The organism is Winogradskyella marincola, assembly GCF_029624125.1.
Classification (GTDB): Bacteria; Bacteroidota; Bacteroidia; order Flavobacteriales; family Flavobacteriaceae; genus Winogradskyella; species Winogradskyella marincola.
Genome location: NZ_JARSBN010000006.1, coordinates 190,838 through 210,960 on the forward strand (window position 1 = coordinate 190,838; position 20,123 = coordinate 210,960).

Here is a 20,123-nt window from a genome sequence, read left to right on the forward strand (position 1 = left end):
TTTTAATTAATTTAGTAGAGAAATTACCCCAAATGAAACAACTTTCACTCGTATTTTCTCTACTATTTTTTTTATCTGTAAATGCTCAAGATTCAGATTTAAAACCACTCGTAGATCAACTAAAAACTGAAATACAATCTGAAAAGGATAATGCCAAAAAGTTATTTCTTTTAGATAGCCTAACATCGGTTGTTAGAGATAAATCTAGTTTTCCTTACGACTCTATTGCACGTACTACTATAGATCTCGCTATAAAGCTAGACTCTTTTAATATTGCGGCTTACAATACTACAAACCTTATTAATTATCACAATAATTTTTTAGGAAAACCTAAAACAGGCATTGCTATTTTCAATACTTATTTTAAAGCCTTAAAAAATAATATTAGTGCTAGAAATTTAGCAGGTTTATATATAGACTCTGGCGATAGTTATTACTTTACCAAGCAAGTAGACTCTGCAATGTCTCACTACGACAAAGCCATTACTTATGCCGAAAAAGCTAATGATAATCGGGTTAAAGGATTTGCTATTCTGTATAAAGGTTATGCCTATTCTGATGAAGGAAAATTTGCGTTGGCTTCGCAAACTCTAAAACAAGCTTCAGAAATTTTCACCCAAGAAAAAGACACTTTCAATATTATAGCTGCTAAAAACTCCTTAGCCATATTGTATAGTGCTAATGGTTTTATACAAGAAGCTCAAAAAGAACGTAAAGAAACTATAAAATTAGCCACCGAAACTAAAAGTTACGGACAGCTTATTTCCTTGTATGTTAATGAAGCAAACGATTTAAAAAAGCTAGGTTTAGAAACCCAACGCATTGAGAATCTTCACAAAGCTATGGTGGTTTGTAAAAAATCAAATCATTTCAATTACTTCAACCCTATTTTATTGAATGCGCTCACTATTGCTTATGCCGAAAATGATAGTTTAGAAAAGGCAAAATTCTATTTAAAAGAAGTTGAAAAAGACCAACAAAACACAGAAGGCATCCATAAAGCTAGATATTATAAAGCCATAAAAAAGCTAGCTTTTGCTGAAAAAGACTACGAAAAGGCAAAGACACTTGGTATAGAGCACTTAAACATTGTCTCTACAAGTAACGACATTAAAGGCAAGAGAAAGGCTCAGAAATTCTTATCTGAAGTCTACGAAAAATTAAACAGACCTGATGAAGCACTTTCGTTTTATAAAGCTTCAAAAAAAATTGAAGACTCTATACAGTCTGTACAAAAAACCAAAGCACTAACCTATTACCAAACGCTTTATGAAACTGCAAAACGAGACAAAAAGATAGAAGAACAAAATAGTGAAATTGCACTTCTAGATGAACAAAACAAACTCAAAAAACAAACCTTATGGTTTAGCATTTTAGCATTAATAGCACTGTTTAGTATTATCGTTTTATGGCGTTCTCGAAGATTTTCACAAAAAAAAGCACAACTACAAAAAACCTTTGCTCAAGATTTAATTAGAAATGTAGAAACCGAACGTAAACGTATTTCTAGCGAACTTCACGATAGTGTGGGCCAAAGTCTGTTACTTATAAAAAATAAAGTTTTGCTCAACGATACGCAAAACCAAGACACCAAAATTATAGACGACACTATTGATGAAGTGAGACATATATCTCAAAGTCTTCATCCTTTTCAGTTTGAAAAATTAGGTTTATTAGCTTCAATTAAAAATACGGTTGAGAATTTTCAGAAAAACTCTGACATCTTCTATTCAGAAGTTATTGAAATCGAACAGTTAGAAATTTCTAAAGACAAAGAAATTTTTGTTTTTAGAATGCTACAAGAATGCTTAAACAATGTTGAAAAACACTCTAAAGCTAAAGCTTGTAACATCATGGTTGAAAACCTCAACGATTCTGTATTACTTCAAATAAAAGATAATGGTATTGGGTTTGACGTGTCTGAAAACAGTCAAATTATTGATAGCCTTGGATTAAAAACTCTAAAAGAGCGTGCCCAAATAATCGGTGCTCAGTTGAGTATTGATTCTGTTAAAGGAAAAGGCACAACGATACAAATAAAAGTTCCTAAACGTTAAACAATGCCAACAACTATCATTCTTGCAGATGACCACCCATTACTACTTAATGGAACAAAAGAATTTTTAGAAAAAAAGTGGTTTAAAGTTATTGATACTGCAACCGACGGTAATACTGCGTACAACAAAATTTCAAAACAAGTTCCTGATATTGCTATACTGGATTTTGACATGCCTAAACTAAATGGGCTCGAAGTCGCACAAGAAATACAACGCAATAAGATAAATACTAAAGTTATTATTTTAACACTTCATAAGCAAGAATCGTTACTAAACGAAGTAGGAAAAACTATACATGGATACATTACAAAAGATAGTGCTTTAGAAGAGTTAGAGCTATGCTTAGATAGTATTAATAATAACAACACGTACATAGGAAAGAAACTAAAAAGCACAGTTCATTTTGATAGCAGCACTAATACATCTATTGAAACTTTAACTGCTACCGAATTAAAAATATTAAAATACTTAGAAAAAAACCTCAACAGTACACAGATTGCCGAAGAGCTATTTATCTCTAAACGTACTGTTGAAAAACACCGAAGCAACATTATAAAAAAGCTAGAGATAGATACCACCAACCAAAATGCACTTTTTGTCTGGTTAAAACAAAACCCAGATCTTTTTAATACGTAAGCCTACGTATTTTACTACCAAACAATATGTTATAATTTTGAAACTTATAAAATTGTAACATCCTATTATCACTAAGCACAAATATCATTTACCTATTAATTATTGGGTTGTAGATATCTTTTATGTAAGCATAAGCAATAAAGACTATCATCTATTACAACCCGATGGATATAGTTATATTTTATATTCTGAAGAAAACAACACAACCTATCATAAGCCACTTGCAACCCCTTTTCAATTAAAACATTCTCAATTTGTAGTTAAATGCAGACCAACATATGTAGATCATCTTACTCAGAATAATATAACTATAGAGGCTACCAATTCTGATGAATTTTTAGCGCAACTAAATACACCTAAACTTAAAGATCTTACACCTTCAATATTAGATAGTATTATTTTTCACCTTCACTTTTTAAACGAAAACACATCACTAAAACAACTTTCTAAACGCTATCAATACGATACCAAAAACATTGAAAACCTGTTTAAACGTAGCGTTGGACTTTCTTTTATTCAGTATCAAAATATCCTAATTACATTACGTAGACCTACGTATTGAATAGAGCTCTACACTAATATAATTTAGCATATAGAATCAATAACCTATATAGTTATGAAAAAAATTACATTTCTTATTACAACTATTGCTCTTGTGTTATTCAACAAAGGAACAGCACAACAACTAGATCTTATAAAAGATATCAACACAAACGCAAATACAGAAACTTTTACAAACTTAGGTTCAAGGTCTGTAAATTTTGGGAACAAAGTTATTTTTACTTCAGGCGAAGACACTTACGGTTTTGAGCTTTGGATAAGTGATGGTACTACAGCAGGTACATATCTTCTTAAAGATATTACACCAGGTATAGAAGACACTAATTTCAGTGCTCTGTTTAAGATACCAGCTAACAATGTCGCTAACTTTTTTATTAAGACTGAAACCTCATTAGAATTATGGGAAACTGATGGTACTGAAAGCGGTACTATTAAAATAAAAGACCTAGATCTAGATTATATAAATGGCAACCTATACTATCTTATCAATGATAAATATAGTTTCGTTGGCATAAATGATGGTAATCGTGAAATCTGGACTACTGATGGAACTAATGCAGGAACATTCAAAATTTCTTCGGATATAGTTATAGAACAAACTTCAAATAAGTTGAGCGTTTTTAACAACCAGATTATGACTATATATAAAAATGAAAATGATAACTTAAGAATGTTTTTAAGTGATGGTACGGTTGCAGGAACTTCTACCGTAGACATAGATGACAATGTAGGGTTTAACTATGCTGTTTTAGGAAATCTAATTATACACACCAGACAAGAAGGTGCTAGTGTTTTTAATAAAGAAATATTCAGCTACGATTATGCAACCAATACAGATACCATGCTAGCTAATATAAACACCTCAGGTGGTTCTAATCCTTACTACTTAACAACGTTCAACGGACACGTATACTTTAATGCAATTAACTCAGATGGCAATATATATATCTACAAAACAGATGGCACATCTTCTGGAACCACACAATTTACAAATTCGCCAGGCGCTCCATTAATGTATGATACACAATTTAATTCATTAGAAACAAATGACTACTTATTGTTTTATAGTGGAAACACACCTAATCAATATCACTTGTATAAGTTAGATGGTAATACAATAGAAACTATTTTTTCGCACAACTTTTCATTTGGATTCAAAGTAGTCAACGGTACAAACTATTTAAATACTAATACAGGGTTGTACACAACAAACGGCACTACTTCCGGAACAACTTTATTAAGCTCGGAAATTAATGGAAAAGTAATGGGTTACACATCCTCAAATAACATAGTATGTAGTAATTTTATCGACAACTATAACGCAATATGGTCTTGTAATACCTCTACTGGAGAAGCTACCGAAATTTTAAATGCAGGATCATCAACCCAAGATGCAAGTATAGATAAGCTTAGTGTCATAGATGATGAATTATTGATATTTTCTTACTACAATGAGGTCAGTAACACATATGAATTATGGAAAAGTGATGGTAGTGAAAACGGTACCTCAATGCTCTCTGAAATAGAATACATACAAGAATCAACAACTTACAATGGTAATTATGTTTTTATTATTAATAAAAACTCTAATTACGAACTATGGAAAAGTGATGGTACAGTAGCAGGAACGCAATTGGTAAAAACGTTAACAAATGGTGGCTTAAATCACTATTCAAGCAACTTTGTAGAGATTAATGATATTTTATACTTCGTTATAACAACCAGTGACACTAACGATTCTGTATTATGGCAGTCTAACCTTACAGAACCTGGCACAATAGCAGTTGCAAATAGTTCAATTTTCAGTAATACTACAGAATTATATGTGCATACTGATAATTACATTTATTTTAGTGGTTATAATGCAACTACAGGCGCAGAATTGTGGAAAACCGATGGTACACTTGCCAATACTACAATGGTAAAAAATATCAGATCTGGTACTAATCCTTCGTCACCTAGTAATTTTACTTCTTTAGGAGATATTTTAATATTTTCTGCTTATGGATCTAGCGGAAGAGAACCTTACCGATCTGACGGGACAGATGCAGGCACTTACATTATTGATGATTTATTTTCGTATGATTTTGGTGACATAAGCTCTAACCCAAGTGAACTTATTGCTTTTAACGACAATGTCTATTTTAATGCAAAAAATAACGAAAATAATGATAGACTATATAAAACCGATGGCAATTCAGTATCTCTTGTAGACGACCTAATTGAAGAAGGTCATATGGTTTCAGATTTTCTTTCTATAGAATATAATGGGTATTTGTACTTTGAATCTAACCCTTCTGGAACAACATATAGCACATGGCTATACAGAACTAATGGCACTACTACAGAACCTGTTGGTAATGTACAGTACATTGAAGAGTTTGCCATAGTAGCAGACAAGCTTTTTATGAGTACAGAAAATGAATTGTACTTTATAGATGAAAACAACACAATAACAACAGTTGTTTTAGATGATGATTTTGAGAATTTAACCCCTTCTAACAATAGATTATATTTAACATACAACGATATAGATGTAGGTAAAGAGTTATTTAAAATTGATTTGTGCAATCCCTCTAATATTGTTTATGTAGATGCTTCGGCATCATCAGGGAAAGGCACAGGCTATAACTGGGAAGACGCATTTCTTACTTTAGAAGATGCTATTAAAGATGCCAGAAACTGCAACATAAACGAAATACATATAGCAGAAGGCGTATATCTTACAAACAAAAACTCTAAACAAGAAAAATCATTTAATATTGATTTTGAATTGATTATTAAAGGTGGCTTTTCACCTGTAAATAACGTCACAGATGAATCTGATAGAGATTACTTTTTATATCCTACCATTTTAAGTGGTGACTTAAACAATTCATCATTACCAGATGCTCAAGATGCTCACACAATAATTACCATTAATGGCAATAATGTAATATTAGATGGTTTAATAATTGAAAATGGTTTCGCTGACGATGCTTCAGACAATTCACAAGCAGCAATTGGTCGCTCAGGAGCAGGAATCTATGCACGCAATGCAGATAATTTAACAATAACCAACTGTATTTTTAGAAACAATATAGCTATAGGTAGTGGCAGTAATGGTGTTGGTGGTGCCTTTATTAAATTTGGTCCAGAAACTACCACTATAACCAATAGCTTGTTTTATAATAATGAAGCATCTGCAGAAGGTGGTGCTATATCGCCTCAAGGAGGTACACTTAATATTATAAACAATACTTTAGTAAATAACAATTCTGTCAACGGAGGTGCAATCCATAGCTTTTCTTCTACTGTAAATATTACCAATAGTGTACTTCATGAAAACATAGCATCAAATTCAAACAACAACATTAACAATGCTGGTAGTAGTACAAACTCAATTAATTATTCATATTTACAAAATGAAAACCCAATTGGAACTGGAAATATAGACGGAACATCAGTAACCAGTCCAATGTTTACCAATTCCGAAAGTGATGACTACAGCATTCTAAGCGGTTCGCCTTTAGTTAATGCCGGAAATAATACAATTGCAAACGAACCTTTAGACCTTGCTGGCAACCCAAGGATATTTGACGGCATTATAGATATTGGTGCATACGAGCTTCAATCAACTTTGAGCATTACTAATACTTTTGCAAATGATTTTAAAATCTACCCTAATCCTACAAGCAACATACTTAACATTAAAACAAACAGTATAGAATACAGCTATAATTTGTACAATATTCAGGGTCAAGAAATATTAAAAGCAAAACACCAAACTGCCAGAACTATAGATATATCTAAGCTACCTTCTGGAATATACATGCTCAAGCTGTCTATTGATGATAAATTTGAAAGTTTTAAAATCATAAAACAAAATTAAAAGAGGCTATTAATCAACCCTTCGAGAGGTCAAAACTTTAAAATGTTTTGGCCTCTTCTTTTTTATCATACTCACACTACGTAGACCTACGTATTGAATAAAACCATCATCGTCAATAATTTAGCTATCAAATCAATATAACCATGAAAACAACACTACTTTATTTATTATTTATGCTTTCTGTAACATCTGCATTTTCTGCAACAATAGTTGTTACCAGTACAAACGACAGTGGACCAGGAACATTACGCCAAGCAGTAATCGATGCCAATCCAGGTGATAAAATCATTTTTGACGGTATAGCTGGCTCTGAATCTAATCCAATAATGCTCAATTCATCAATATACATCAACAAAACCGTAAGTATTTTGGGAAGAGTTTCTGGACTTCCTATAAACTATCCTGTAACTGCATACATTAAAATGAATGCTAACCAAAGACTTTTTGATATTGAAAATGCCAATGGTGTTAGCTTTAGTGACATTGTATTTATGGATGGCTACACAAATGGTGTTGTAAATACTTATGAGGCTTATGGAGGCGCTATTTTAATAAAAAGCCTAAGCTCTAGTTACCCAACATCACTAAACCTTTCTAGATGTGTTTTTAAAAACAACCATGCCACAGAAGGCGGTGCAATTACAGCAATATCAACTGATTTAAGCATTATAGAATGTACTTTTGAAAACAATACTGCTACTGCACGTGGAGGTGCTGTTGTATTAGGTGGTGGTAGTGGCAACCCTGATACTGCATTATTTAGTCGTTGTAAATTTATTTCTAATACTGCAGGTACAAAAGGTGGTGCTATTTTTAGAAGCAATCCATACACTACAATCTATAATTCATTATTTAATGACAATACTGCAGAATATGGTGGTGCTATTGCACTAGAAAGTAGCTCTAATGCATCTGCAGTAGAAGAACGAAACAACACATTTGCTTTCAATACAGCAACTGCAAATGCAAGCACTATATATTTAGATGTAAATCAGAAACTAAAAACCTACAATAGTATTCACGTTGACAACAACAGTGTTGCAAACACTATTTATGGTGAAAGTAATGCAGGAATAGATTTTAAAAGAATTTTTTCAAACAATACAATAACAGTTCCTAATGTCATTGGCTCAGAACCATATACTCAAGTACAAGGTGATATTGGATTTTATGATGCCTCTAATAATGACTTTAGAGTTTTAGCATTTTCTTCAACTATTAATGCTGGTGATAGCGAACTATCAAACTATTTAAACGAAACGGATTTAGATGGTAACCCTAGGCAAACTGGAAGTAATTATGATTTAGGAGCCTACGAGAACGGATGTAACGATCAGGTTGTAACACAAGTTACTGGCAATGCTTTTGGTTCATTTAGCAAAGCCGTGTTAAACTTGTGTGAGGGTAAAACCGTTTTTTTTGATCCTATTACAAACAATACACCAATAATAATTACCGAAACTTCTCAAATATTTAAAAACAACATAACCTTATCCGGAAATGGAAAGGATACAACTATATTGCAAATGGAGGCAGGCGCCAATCAAAGACATTTGTTTTCTGATGGCAAAAATTTAACTATTGAAGGCATTCATTTCAAAGATGGTAATGCACAAGTAATCTCGGAAAGCCAAACCTCAAGCTCAGGTGGTGCAATATTAGTTGCTAATGCCAACTTAAATATTAGTCATTCTAAATTCTCTAACAATACATCTACTGCCTATGGCGGAGCTATAATTATGATTTCTGGAAATCTCACCAGTAAGCATTCAGAGTATATAAATAATACTGCTACAAATGGTGGTGCTATTTTAATTTCTGCTGGTAATATAACATCTACAAACAACCTTTACGCCAAAAACAATGGTAGTATACAAGCTGGTACAATTTATTTGACAGAAAGCTCAAACTCTATTTTCACCAACGATGCCTTGGTGGACAACACATCTAACGATAGAAGCGGAATTGGTGCTTTTTCAAATTCAAATGTAACACTACAAAACACCATAGTTATAAACCCAGGAAATGATATGGGAAGAGACGCCTCAAGCTCTTTTACTGCCAACAACACTAATTTTGATTCTAATTTTGGTATCTCTGGAAATAACAATATTATAAACTCTGACCCTGAATTTATTGATGCCACCAATGATAATTACAGACTTAGCAGCAGTTCGCCTTTATTAGATGCTGGAAATAACAGCTATAACAATGAAACTGAGGATTTAGATGGCAACTCTAGAATTGTAAATGGAACTATAGACATAGGACCATACGAAAGTAGATGTACCATATACAGCGGTAACGTTATTTTTGTAAATGCCAATGTAAGTGGTGGTACAAACGATGGCCTATCTTGGGCCAATGCAATACCTGATTTAAACGAAGCTTTGAGTCTTGCCGAAAGCTGTACTACAATACAAGAAATATGGGTGGCATCTGGCACATACAAACCCGGAACCTTAGATACAGATACTTTTACAATACCTGAAGGTGTAACACTTTTAGGTGGGTTTAGTGGCAATGAAACCAATGTTAACGATAGAAATTGGTTGAATAATCCAACCACATTGAGTGGAGACATTAATAATAGTAACTCCTCTAATGCAGGAGATAGCCATACAATAATAAAAATGGTTAAAAACAATATTACATTAGACGGCTTTATCATTCAAAACTCTTATGCTGATAGTACAGACGGTAGTACCTTTGCTATTGGTCGTTCTGGCGCAGGAATTTACAATGCAGGTAATAACACTATATCTAATTGTATTTTTCATAGAAATTATGCAGAAGGTACAGGTGAGAATGGAATTGGTGGTGGAATTGTAAACTTTTCTGGTACACTTAACATTAATAACTCATTATTCTTTAAAAATAATGCTTCAGGTAATGGTGGAGCTATCTCAATTGAAAGCGGTACCGTTAACCTAACCAATGCTACCATAGCTAATAACACTGGTAACAAAGGTGGTGGAATTCATTTTTACAACGGTAATTTAGTAGCCATAAATTCTATTTTCACAAATAATTCTGGTATTAATGGTAATATTAACAACGATAATGGTATTGGTAGCGCAAATGTATCTTATAGCTTATTCTTCAATTCAACTGATAGTAACAATGGTGACATACCATCAGGCATAATCAATGATGGAAATAACATAACCTATACAGATCCTATATACAATAGTATAAACAATGTTAATGGTTATAAATTAACTGAAAACTCTACTGTTGTAAATTTAGGCACTAATACTGGTGTAACCCAATCTACAGACCTTGCTGGCAACCCAAGGATATTTGACACAACGGTAGATATTGGTGCTTACGAGCTTCAATCAACTTTAAGTATCACCAATACTTTAGCAAATGATTTTAAAATATACCCTAATCCTGTAAATAATATTCTTAATATAAAAACAGACATTCAAAAGTACAATTATAGAATATACAACATACAAGGTCAAGAGGTTCTCAAGGCTAATAACGTTACATCATCTACCATAGATCTTTCAACATTACATACTGGTATTTATGTCCTAAATATATCAAGTGATAACAAATCTCAAAGTTTTAAAATTACTAAACTATAATAGACTTCTGTTATTAGCCCTAATTTAAAAGGTTAAGGTAATTACTCCCTTAACCTTTTATTGCTAAAAAGAATGAAAAAGCAGAAAATAAATTGAAACTAAATAATAACTAGCTACTTAAATAAACTGTAATTGATATATTTGCCTAAGAAATGATACTTTTTACTGATGATCTTTATTAATCACTTAGGGTTATCACTTAAATTTTGTTAGTAGTTAGGGGAACAAGTATCATACTAAAAAAGGGGTTCAATTATATGGCCCCTTTTTTTTATTACAATCGTATTGAATAAAAGCTTGTTATAATAAATAAACATATTTTTAGCATGAAATATTTTTATACTCCAAAATAATTAACCCTAAATTTGTTATTTTAGCAAATACCCCTAATATTTTTTGCTGATTTTAGATTATGACAGACATAAAACGACTTTTTGATTTTCCATATTATCAACTAAAACATAAACCAACCGATAAAGCTTTGGTTACAAAATACAACGGTAAATGGACGCCAATGTCAACTCAAGAATACATAGATAAAGCCAATACCATAAGTAGAGCATTATTAAGACTTGGCGTACAGAAAGATGATAAAATAGCTGTTATTTCTTCAACCAACAGAACAGAATGGAATATTATGGATATCGGAATACTTCAAACTGGTGCACAAAACATTCCTATCTATCCAACAATTTCAGCTGAAGATTACGAGTATGTTTTAAACCATAGCGAATCCACATACTGCTTTGTATCAGACGAAGAAGTTCTTGAAAAAGTTAGAAAAGTTCAGGCTAACACCAAATTAAAAGAAGTCTATTCTTTCAATCATATCGATGGTTGCAAACACTATTCTGAATTATTCGAACTTGGTAAAGATAAAAGTAATCAAAATGAGGTTGAAGCCAGAAAAGATGCCGTAAAACCAAATGATTTAGCCACCATTATATACACCTCTGGTACCACAGGAAGACCTAAAGGAGTTATGTTATCGCATTGGAATATAACGAGTAATGCCTTAGATTCTTCAAAACGATTACCTAAAATAGATGGAGAAACAAGAATATTAAGTTTTCTCCCTATCTGTCATATTTTTGAACGCGTACTCATATACATATATCAATACGCAGGAACAAGTATTTACTTTGCTGAAGGTTTAGATAAAATTGGTGACAATGCCAAAGAAATAAAACCACACTTAATGAGTGTAGTACCTAGATTGCTAGAAAAAGTTTTTGACAAAATTATGCTAAAAGCAGATGAGCTCTCTGGCATTAAACAAAAGCTGTTTTATTGGGCTGTAGAATTAGGTGAACAATGGGAACCCTACAAAACAAATGGAGCTTGGTACGAATTTAAACTTAGCATCGCTAATAAACTAATTTTTAGCAAATGGAGAGAAGCATTAGGAGGCGAATTAACGACTATGGTCTCTGGTAGTGCCGCTCTACAACCGCGTTTATCTAGAATTTTTGGAGCTGCCAGAATGCAAGTTATGGAAGGTTATGGTCTTACAGAAACCTCTCCAGTTGTAGGCGTAGGTATGTATAGAGACAATTGCTATAAAGTTGGCACAGTAGGAAAACCAATAGACAACGTTGAAGTTAAAATTGCTGAAGATGGTGAAATCTTAATCAAAGGACCAAATGTTATGTTGGGTTATTACAAAGACCCAGAAAAAACAGATTCTGTAATGACAGACAATTACTTTCATACAGGAGACAAGGGCATTATCGATCAAGATGGCTTCTTAAAGATTACAGGACGTAAAAAAGAAATGTTTAAAACTTCTGGTGGTAAGTACATTATACCAACACTTTTAGAAAACGACTTAAAACAATCCTTATTTATAGAACAAGTTATGGTTGTAGGCGAAGGCGAGAAAATGCCAGGTGCTATTATACAGCCAAATTTTGATTTTATCAGAGACTGGATAGATCATAAAAATCTTAATATAGGTAAATCAGAAAGCGAAATTGCAACTTCAGATATTGTTATCAATAGAATTCAAAAAGAAGTAGACAAATACAATAAACACTTCGGAAAGTGGGAACAAATCAAACGATTTGAATTAACACCTGAAGCATGGACAATTGATGATGGTCACCTCACTCCTACCATGAAAATGAAACGTAGTATTATTAGAGAAAAATACGACGCTCTCTACGAAAAAATATACAGACCTAACGCTTAGGACTTTACAAAAAACAACATCTTATACTATGCATGCATAATTTTTTTAAATTTATTATGCATGCATAGTATTTTTTATTATCTTTGGAATCCTAACAAGATTTTAATGAAAGATAAGACAATAGATTACGTACTGAGAACGACTTGGTTAGCAGTAAATAAAATGTATAACGAAGAGGCCTCTAAGTTTGATACTACAATGGCTACTGGTTTTGCTTTATTAAGTATTGATCCAGAAAATGGCACACCTTCTACTTCTCTTGGCCCTAAAATGGGAATGGAAGCAACAAGCCTTTCACGCACACTTAAAAGCATGGAAGAAAAAGGGCTTATAGAACGTAAACCCAATCCAGAAGATGGACGTGGAGTTCTTATTCACCTAACAGAATTTGGAAGAGAAAAAAGAACCTATTCTAGAGAGCGTGTTTTAACTTTTAATGAAGCCATAAAATCTAATATAAGTTCTGAAAAGATTGAAAGTTTCTATGAAGTTGCTGAGCTTATAAATAACATGATTTCTAATAAAAAAATATACAATCAAAAAGAACACATTTTAAAACAATGAGTAAACGAAGAATAAAAAAAATCGCCATCATTGGTTCTGGTATTATGGGAAGCGGTATTGCTTGTCATTTCGCCAATATTGGTGTTGATGTCTTACTATTAGACATTGTTCCAAGAGAACTAAATGACAAAGAAAAAGCACAAGGACTTACTTTAGAAGACAAGGTTGTGCGCAATCGCTTAGTTAATGATGCTCTTACTGCATCTATTAAATCTAAGCCTGCGCCACTATACCATCCATCTTTTAAAAATCGTATTACAACAGGAAACTTAGAAGATGATATTGCTAAAGTTGCTGATGTAGACTGGATAATGGAGGTTGTTGTAGAGCGATTAGATATTAAACAACAAGTTTTTGAAAATCTTGAAAAGTATAGAACACCTGGCACTTTAATAACCTCTAACACATCAGGTATTCCTATTAAATTTATGAGTGAAGGCAGAAGTGAAGATTTCCAAAAACACTTCTGTGGTACGCACTTCTTTAATCCAGCGCGTTACTTAAAATTATTCGAAATTATTCCAGGCCCAAAAACCGATACTTCAGTATTAGAGTTTTTAAATGGTTATGGAGAGCAATTCTTAGGAAAAACTTCTGTCGTTGCTAAAGATACTCCTGCTTTTATTGGTAATAGAATTGGTATTTTCAGTATCATGAGTCTGTTTCACACGGTAAAGGATTTAGACTTAACTATTGAAGAAGTTGATAAATTATCTGGTCCTGTAATTGGTCGCCCAAAATCTGCAACATTTAGAACCGTAGACGTTGTTGGTTTAGACACTCTAGTTCACGTAGCAAACGGTATTAGAGAAAACTGTCCTAACGACGAACGTCATGAGTTATTTGCTTTACCAGATTTCATCAACACCATGATGGAAAACAAATGGTTAGGAAGCAAAACAGGACAAGGATTCTACAAAAAAGCGGTTTCAAAAGATGGTAAAAAGGATATTCTATCCTTAGACCTTAATACGCTGGATTATAGAGAAAAACAACGCGCTAAATTTGCGACTTTAGAATTAACTAAAACAATTGACAAAGTTGTAGATCGTTTTAAAGTATTAGTAAAAGGAAAAGATAAAGCTGGAGAGTTCTATAGAAAAAGCTTTGCCGCTTTATTTGCTTACGTATCTAATCGTATTCCAGAAATTACAGACGATTTATATAAAATTGATGATGCCATGAAAGCCGGATTTGGTTGGGAACATGGTCCTTTCCAAATTTGGGATGCTATTGGTGTCGAAGCTGGTATTGAAATGATGAAAGCAGAAGGTCTAGAGCCAAATGCTTGGGTTAACGAAATGTTAGCATCAGGTAGCACATCATTTTACACTGTAAAAGACGGAGCTTCTTTTGCTTACGATATTCCTTCAAAATCACAACAAAAAATTCCTGGTCAGGATAGTTTTATCATCTTAGACAACATCAGAAAATCTAACGAAGTATTTAAAAACTCTGGTGTCGTTATAGAAGACCTTGGCGATGGTATCCTTAATTGCGAATTCCAATCTAAAATGAATACCATTGGTGGTGATGTTTTAGCTGGACTTAACAAAGCTGTGGATTTAGCAGAAAAAGATTTCGAAGGTTTAGTAATAGGTAACCAAGGAGCTAATTTCTCTGTTGGTGCTAACATCGGAATGATTTTTATGATGGCAGCAGAGCAAGAATATGATGAGCTTAATATGGCTATCAAATACTTCCAAGATACAATGATGCGTATGCGTTATTCTTCTATCCCAACAATTGCTGCACCTCATGGTATGGCGCTTGGTGGTGGTTGCGAGTTATCTATGCATGCAGACAAAGTTGTTGCTGCAGCAGAAACTTACATTGGTTTAGTAGAGTTTGGTGTCGGTGTTATTCCAGGTGGAGGAGGCTCTAAAGAAATGGCGTTGAGAGCACAAGATGTATTCCATAAAGGTGATGTAGAGCTTAACGTATTACAGGAGTATTTCTTAACTATAGGTATGGCTAAAGTAGCAACATCTGCATATGAAGCTTATGATTTAGGTATTCTTCAAAAAGGAAAAGATGTTGTTGTAGTTAACAAAGATCGTCAGATTGCAACAGCTAAAGCACATGCCAAAATGTTAGCAGACGCTGGTTATACACAACCTGTAAAACGTAAAGATGTTAAGGTTTTAGGTAAGCAAGCTCTGGGAATGTTCTTAGTAGGAACAGATTCCATGGAAGCAAGTCACTACATCAGTGAGCACGACCAAAAGATTGCTAATAAACTGGCTTACGTTATGGCTGGTGGTGATTTATCTGAGCCAACATTAGTTACAGAACAATATTTACTTGATTTAGAGCGTGAGGCATTCCTTTCGCTTTGTACAGAACGTAAAACGCTAGAGCGTATTCAGCACATGCTAAAAACAGGTAAACCTTTAAGAAATTAAAAAAAATGAAACAAGTATATATAGTAAAAGGATATAGAACTGCAGTTGGTAAATCCAAAAAAGGTGGTTTTAGATTTAAAAGAGCCGATGAGCTTGCTGCTGAAACCATTCAGTATATGATGGGTAAACTCCCTGACTTTGATGTTACTCGTATCGATGATGTTATTGTTGGTAATGCAATGCCAGAAGGATCTCAAGGTCTTAATATGGCACGTATAATTTCGTTAATAGGATTAAATACAGTAGACGTACCAGGTGTAACGGTTAACAGATTCTGCTCTTCAGGATTAGAGACCATTGCTATGGCAGTTGCCAAAATTCAAGCTGGTATGGCAGAATGTATAATTGCTGGTGGCGCCGAGAGTATGAGCTCTGTTCCTATGACAGGATTTAAACCAGAATTAAACTACGATATCGTAAACGCTGGTCATGAAGACTATTATTGGGGAATGGGTAACACTGCAGAAGCGGTTGCAAACAAATATAACGTCTCTAGAGAAGATCAAGATGAGTTTGCTTACCACTCACACATGAAAGCTTTAAAAGCACTTGAAGAAAACAGATTTCAAGATCAAATAGTACCTATTGAAGTAGAAGAAACTTATGTTGATGCCAACGGTAAAAAAGCAACATGCAAATACACCGTTTCAAAAGACGAAGGACCAAGAAAAGGAACTAGTAAAGAAGCATTAGCAAAATTAAGACCTGTCTTTGCTCAAGGTGGTTCAGTCACTGCCGGAAACTCATCTCAAACCAGTGATGGTGCTGCGTTTGTATTAGTAATGAGTGAAGCAATGGTTAAAGAATTAAACTTAGAGCCTGTGGCACGTTTAGTAAGTTATGCAGCAGCAGGTGTACCACCAAGAATTATGGGTATTGGTCCAGTAGCTGCGATTCCAAAAGCATTAAAACAAGGTGGTTTATCTCAAAAAGATATTGAGCTAATTGAACTTAATGAAGCTTTTGCGTCTCAGTCTTTAGCTGTAATGCGAGAGTTAGACCTTAACCAAGAAATTGTAAATGTTAATGGAGGTGCAATAGCACTAGGACATCCTCTTGGATGTACAGGAGCAAAACTTTCTGTTCAATTATTTGATGAAATGCGTAAGCGTGACATGAAAAACAAATACGGAATGGTAACAATGTGTGTTGGTACAGGTCAAGGTGCAGCTGGAATTTTTGAATTTTTAAATTAGAAGCCCATCCTAACCTTCCCAAAGGGAAGGAATAAAAAGAAAACAAAAAATAAAAGTATACAGTAATAATTTAAAACCCCTAAAAATCCCCTTTCCTTTGGAAAGGGTTAGGGAAAGGCTTATGGAAACAAAAGAAAATAAAGATATCCTTCGTGGAGGTCAATTCTTGGTAAAAGAAACAAATTGTGAAGATGTCTTCACACCTGAAGATTTTTCAGAAGAACAACAAATGATGAAAGAAGCGGTTATGGAATTTAATGACCGTGAAATTATTGCTCATAAAGCAAGATTTGAAGCTAAAGATTATGCGCTAACAGAAGAAGTAATGCGCAAAGCTGGTGAGCTTGGTTTCTTAGGTGTTGCTGTACCTGAAGCTTATGGAGGATTAGGAATGGGATTTGTTTCTACATGTCTTACTTGTGATTATATCTCTTCAGGAACAGGATCTTTCAGTACTGCTTTTGGTGCGCATACTGGTATTGGTACCATGCCAATTACGCTTTACGGAACTGAAGAACAAAAACAAAAATATGTTCCTAAACTAGCCACAGGAGAATGGTTTGGCGCTTACTGTTTAACAGAGCCAGGGGCAGGATCTGATGCTAACTCTGGTAAAACTACTGCTGAGTTATCTGCCGATGGTAAATCTTACAAAATTAACGGCCAGAAGATGTGGATCTCTAACGCTGGTTTTTGTAGCTTAATGATTGTTTTTGCTCGCATAGAAGATGATAAAAACATTACTGGATTTATTGTAGAATACGATCCAGAAAACCCTAACGGAGTTACTCTAGGTGAAGAAGAGCACAAGCTTGGTATTAGAGCAAGTTCTACTCGTCAGGTTTTCTTTAATGATACTGTTGTTCCTGTAGAAAACATGCTAGCTGGTCGTGGTGAAGGTTTTAAAATTGCCATGAATGCACTAAATGTTGGTCGTATTAAATTAGCTGCTGCTTGTTTAGATTCTCAAAGAAGAATTTTAACTACAGCCGTAAATTATGCTAACGAGCGCAAACAGTTTAAAACTCCTATTGCAGATTTTGGTGCTATAAAAATGAAATTAGCTAAAATGGCAACAGATGCCTATGCTGGTGAATCTGCTACATACAGAGCTGCTAAAAATATTGAAGATCGTATCGCAATTCGTGAAGCTTCAGGAAACTCTCACCAAGAAGCTGAGCTAAAAGGTGTAGAAGAATACGCTATTGAGTGTTCTATTCTTAAAGTAGCTGTATCAGAAGATGTACAAAACTGTGCTGACGAAGGCATCCAGATTTTTGGTGGTATGGGATTCTCTGAAGAAACACCAATGGAAGCTGCCTGGAGAGATGCTCGTATTGCTCGTATCTACGAGGGAACTAACGAAATTAACAGAATGCTTTCTGTTGGTATGTTAGTTAAAAAAGCTATGAAAGGCCATGTAGATTTATTAGGTCCTGCAATGAAAGTGCAAGAAGAACTAATGGGTATTCCGTCGTTTGACACACCAGACTACTCAGAACTTTTCTCTGAAGAAAAAGAAATGATTGCTAAGCTTAAAAAGGTATTCTTAATGGTAGCTGGTGCAGCTGTTCAAAAGTTTGGTCCAGATATGGAAAAACACCAACAGCTTTTAGTTGCTGCTGCAGATATATTAATAGAAATATATATGGCAGAGTCTACCATTTTAAGAACTGAAAAGAATGCAAAACGCTTTGGTGAAGATACTCAGGCTGTGCAAATTGCAATGTCTAAATTATATTTATTTAATGCAGTAAACACCATTGAAGATAAAGGTAAAGAAAGTATTATATCGTTTGCTGAAGGAGACGAGCAACGTATGATGCTTATGGGCTTAAAACGTTTCACTAAATATCAAAACTATCCAGATATTGTTGATTTAAGAAACGAAATTGCCGAAAAAGTAAAAGCAGAAAATAAATACTGCTTTTAGGTTTAAGTTTAAGTTAGAAATGAAAAAAGCCAATTCTGTTGAATTGGCTTTTTTTTATCCTTTATTGTATTACAATTTTCTTAGAAACAATAACATTATCATCAGTCCTCATTCTAATAATATAAATACCTGAGGTTAGGCTCGTAATATCATATTTGCTATGATTTTCATTCAAAACATCGTCTATAATATAAACTTTTTGACCAGAAATGTTATAAACTTCAATACCTGTCACATTTAAGTTTTTTGGGTTACGAACTACCAGTTGATTTGTATTCATTTCATAATAAAAATCTAATTGCGTGTCTATATTATCGTCAATACTTAACGTACTTGGGTTTTGAAACCCTATCACAAAACGATCATCGTAAGTACCAGCTGATAAAGAAGCTTCATAATTAGTGGTTCTTAAATCATAATGCGTATCTAATTCAGTATCATGAAGTATAATATTTAAGTTATCAGGTATATTTTCTAAAGATTGAATTGAAATTACAACGTCTCCAATGTTACTTTTTTGAATACTTAACGGCAGAGATGTTTCTTCCATATCAATTTGGCCTATCCCTTGAATGACGAATAACTCATCTTCAATTAACCAGGACATATCATCTAATTGTACATCATTTAAATAACCATCATATCCCCAATCATACCCATCGGTACAATTATCATCTACTGTTAACAGAATTTGTCTATTAATAATACCTAAAGACGTAAACTGAAGTCTTATTTTAGGTCTATTATCTGTATAACTCTCAGCAGATACATTTAAATCATCTGAGGGTAAAGTGTCTGTATCTTCCGTGTCTAATGCGCTTTGAGCAATACCAATTTGAAAGAATAAAAGGCTAATAAAAAAACAATAGAATTTGAGGGTTGGTTGAGGCGAGTTCATAAGATAGAGGGATTAAACTCCTTTGTAGGATTTATGTTTTTAGTTGGTTTGGTGGTCCTAATATTGAAAAAAAAGGAACTATGTAATCATTTAATTCATTTAAAGGCTCATTAATTCGCTAAAATGTACTTATTTGTATATTTCTTCGTCAAATTGTATCTTCAATTATGATGATATTTTAAGTACAAAGCCTTCATGTTTATTTTATCTACACA

10 protein-coding genes are annotated in these 20,123 nt (G+C 33.6%); 9 read left to right on the plus strand and 1 reads right to left on the minus strand.

Annotated elements, in window-relative coordinates:
- The first annotated feature begins 32 nt into the window (after positions 1-32).
- The 9 genes from P7122_RS12185 to P7122_RS12225 all read left to right on the plus strand — a co-directional run bounded on the left by P7122_RS12185 (position 33) and on the right by P7122_RS12225 (position 19,010).
- Entirely contained in the window at positions 33-2,057 is a 2,025-nt protein-coding gene (locus tag P7122_RS12185; RefSeq protein WP_278006078.1) for a tetratricopeptide repeat-containing sensor histidine kinase, read from the plus strand.
- Between the two features lie 3 nt (positions 2,058-2,060).
- Positions 2,061-2,693, plus strand: a complete 633-nt coding sequence (locus P7122_RS12190; protein WP_278006079.1) for a response regulator transcription factor — start codon at positions 2,061-2,063, stop codon at positions 2,691-2,693.
- A 616-nt stretch (positions 2,694-3,309) separates the two neighbouring features.
- Complete coding sequence (locus P7122_RS12195) at positions 3,310-7,125, plus strand: T9SS type A sorting domain-containing protein (RefSeq protein WP_278006080.1); 3,816 nt, start codon at positions 3,310-3,312, stop codon at positions 7,123-7,125.
- 143 nt (positions 7,126-7,268) lie between these two features.
- A complete protein-coding gene (locus P7122_RS12200) occupies positions 7,269-10,721 on the plus strand; it encodes a choice-of-anchor Q domain-containing protein (RefSeq protein WP_278006081.1) in 3,453 nt (1,150 codons plus the stop codon).
- 412 nt (positions 10,722-11,133) lie between these two features.
- A complete protein-coding gene (locus P7122_RS12205; protein WP_278006082.1) occupies positions 11,134-12,912 on the plus strand; it encodes an AMP-dependent synthetase/ligase in 1,779 nt (592 codons plus the stop codon).
- A 105-nt stretch (positions 12,913-13,017) separates the two neighbouring features.
- Positions 13,018-13,476, plus strand: a complete 459-nt coding sequence (locus P7122_RS12210) for a MarR family winged helix-turn-helix transcriptional regulator (RefSeq protein WP_278006083.1) — start codon at positions 13,018-13,020, stop codon at positions 13,474-13,476.
- Positions 13,473-15,881, plus strand: a complete 2,409-nt coding sequence (locus P7122_RS12215; RefSeq protein ID WP_278006084.1) for a 3-hydroxyacyl-CoA dehydrogenase/enoyl-CoA hydratase family protein — start codon at positions 13,473-13,475, stop codon at positions 15,879-15,881. The genes P7122_RS12210 and P7122_RS12215 overlap by 4 nt, the downstream gene beginning before the upstream one ends.
- 5 nt (positions 15,882-15,886) lie before the next feature.
- Positions 15,887-17,077, plus strand: coding sequence for an acetyl-CoA C-acyltransferase (locus tag P7122_RS12220; RefSeq protein ID WP_278006085.1), 1,191 nt, complete (start codon positions 15,887-15,889; stop codon positions 17,075-17,077).
- A 121-nt stretch (positions 17,078-17,198) separates the two neighbouring features.
- Positions 17,199-19,010 (plus strand): acyl-CoA dehydrogenase FadE, encoded by a 1,812-nt coding sequence (locus P7122_RS12225; RefSeq protein WP_278006086.1) that lies wholly within the window; start codon positions 17,199-17,201, stop codon positions 19,008-19,010.
- A 61-nt stretch (positions 19,011-19,071) separates the two neighbouring features.
- Here the strand turns inward: P7122_RS12225 and P7122_RS12230 are convergent, their stop codons facing one another.
- Complete coding sequence (locus P7122_RS12230) at positions 19,072-19,908, minus strand: DUF8693 domain-containing protein (RefSeq protein ID WP_278006087.1); 837 nt, start codon at positions 19,906-19,908, stop codon at positions 19,072-19,074.
- Positions 19,909-20,123 lie beyond the last annotated feature (215 nt).

Coding starts and splice junctions, on each gene's coding strand:
- P7122_RS12185 (WP_278006078.1), top strand. CDS start 33: ATGAAACAACTTTCACTCGTATTTTCTCTACTATTTTTTTTATCTGTA.
- P7122_RS12190 (WP_278006079.1), top strand. CDS start 2,061: ATGCCAACAACTATCATTCTTGCAGATGACCACCCATTACTACTTAAT.
- P7122_RS12195 (WP_278006080.1), top strand. CDS start 3,310: ATGAAAAAAATTACATTTCTTATTACAACTATTGCTCTTGTGTTATTC.
- P7122_RS12200 (WP_278006081.1), top strand. CDS start 7,269: ATGAAAACAACACTACTTTATTTATTATTTATGCTTTCTGTAACATCT.
- P7122_RS12205 (WP_278006082.1), top strand. CDS start 11,134: ATGACAGACATAAAACGACTTTTTGATTTTCCATATTATCAACTAAAA.
- P7122_RS12210 (WP_278006083.1), top strand. CDS start 13,018: ATGAAAGATAAGACAATAGATTACGTACTGAGAACGACTTGGTTAGCA.
- P7122_RS12215 (WP_278006084.1), top strand. CDS start 13,473: ATGAGTAAACGAAGAATAAAAAAAATCGCCATCATTGGTTCTGGTATT.
- P7122_RS12220 (WP_278006085.1), top strand. CDS start 15,887: ATGAAACAAGTATATATAGTAAAAGGATATAGAACTGCAGTTGGTAAA.
- P7122_RS12225 (WP_278006086.1), top strand. CDS start 17,199: ATGGAAACAAAAGAAAATAAAGATATCCTTCGTGGAGGTCAATTCTTG.
- P7122_RS12230 (WP_278006087.1), bottom strand. CDS start 19,908: ATGAACTCGCCTCAACCAACCCTCAAATTCTATTGTTTTTTTATTAGC.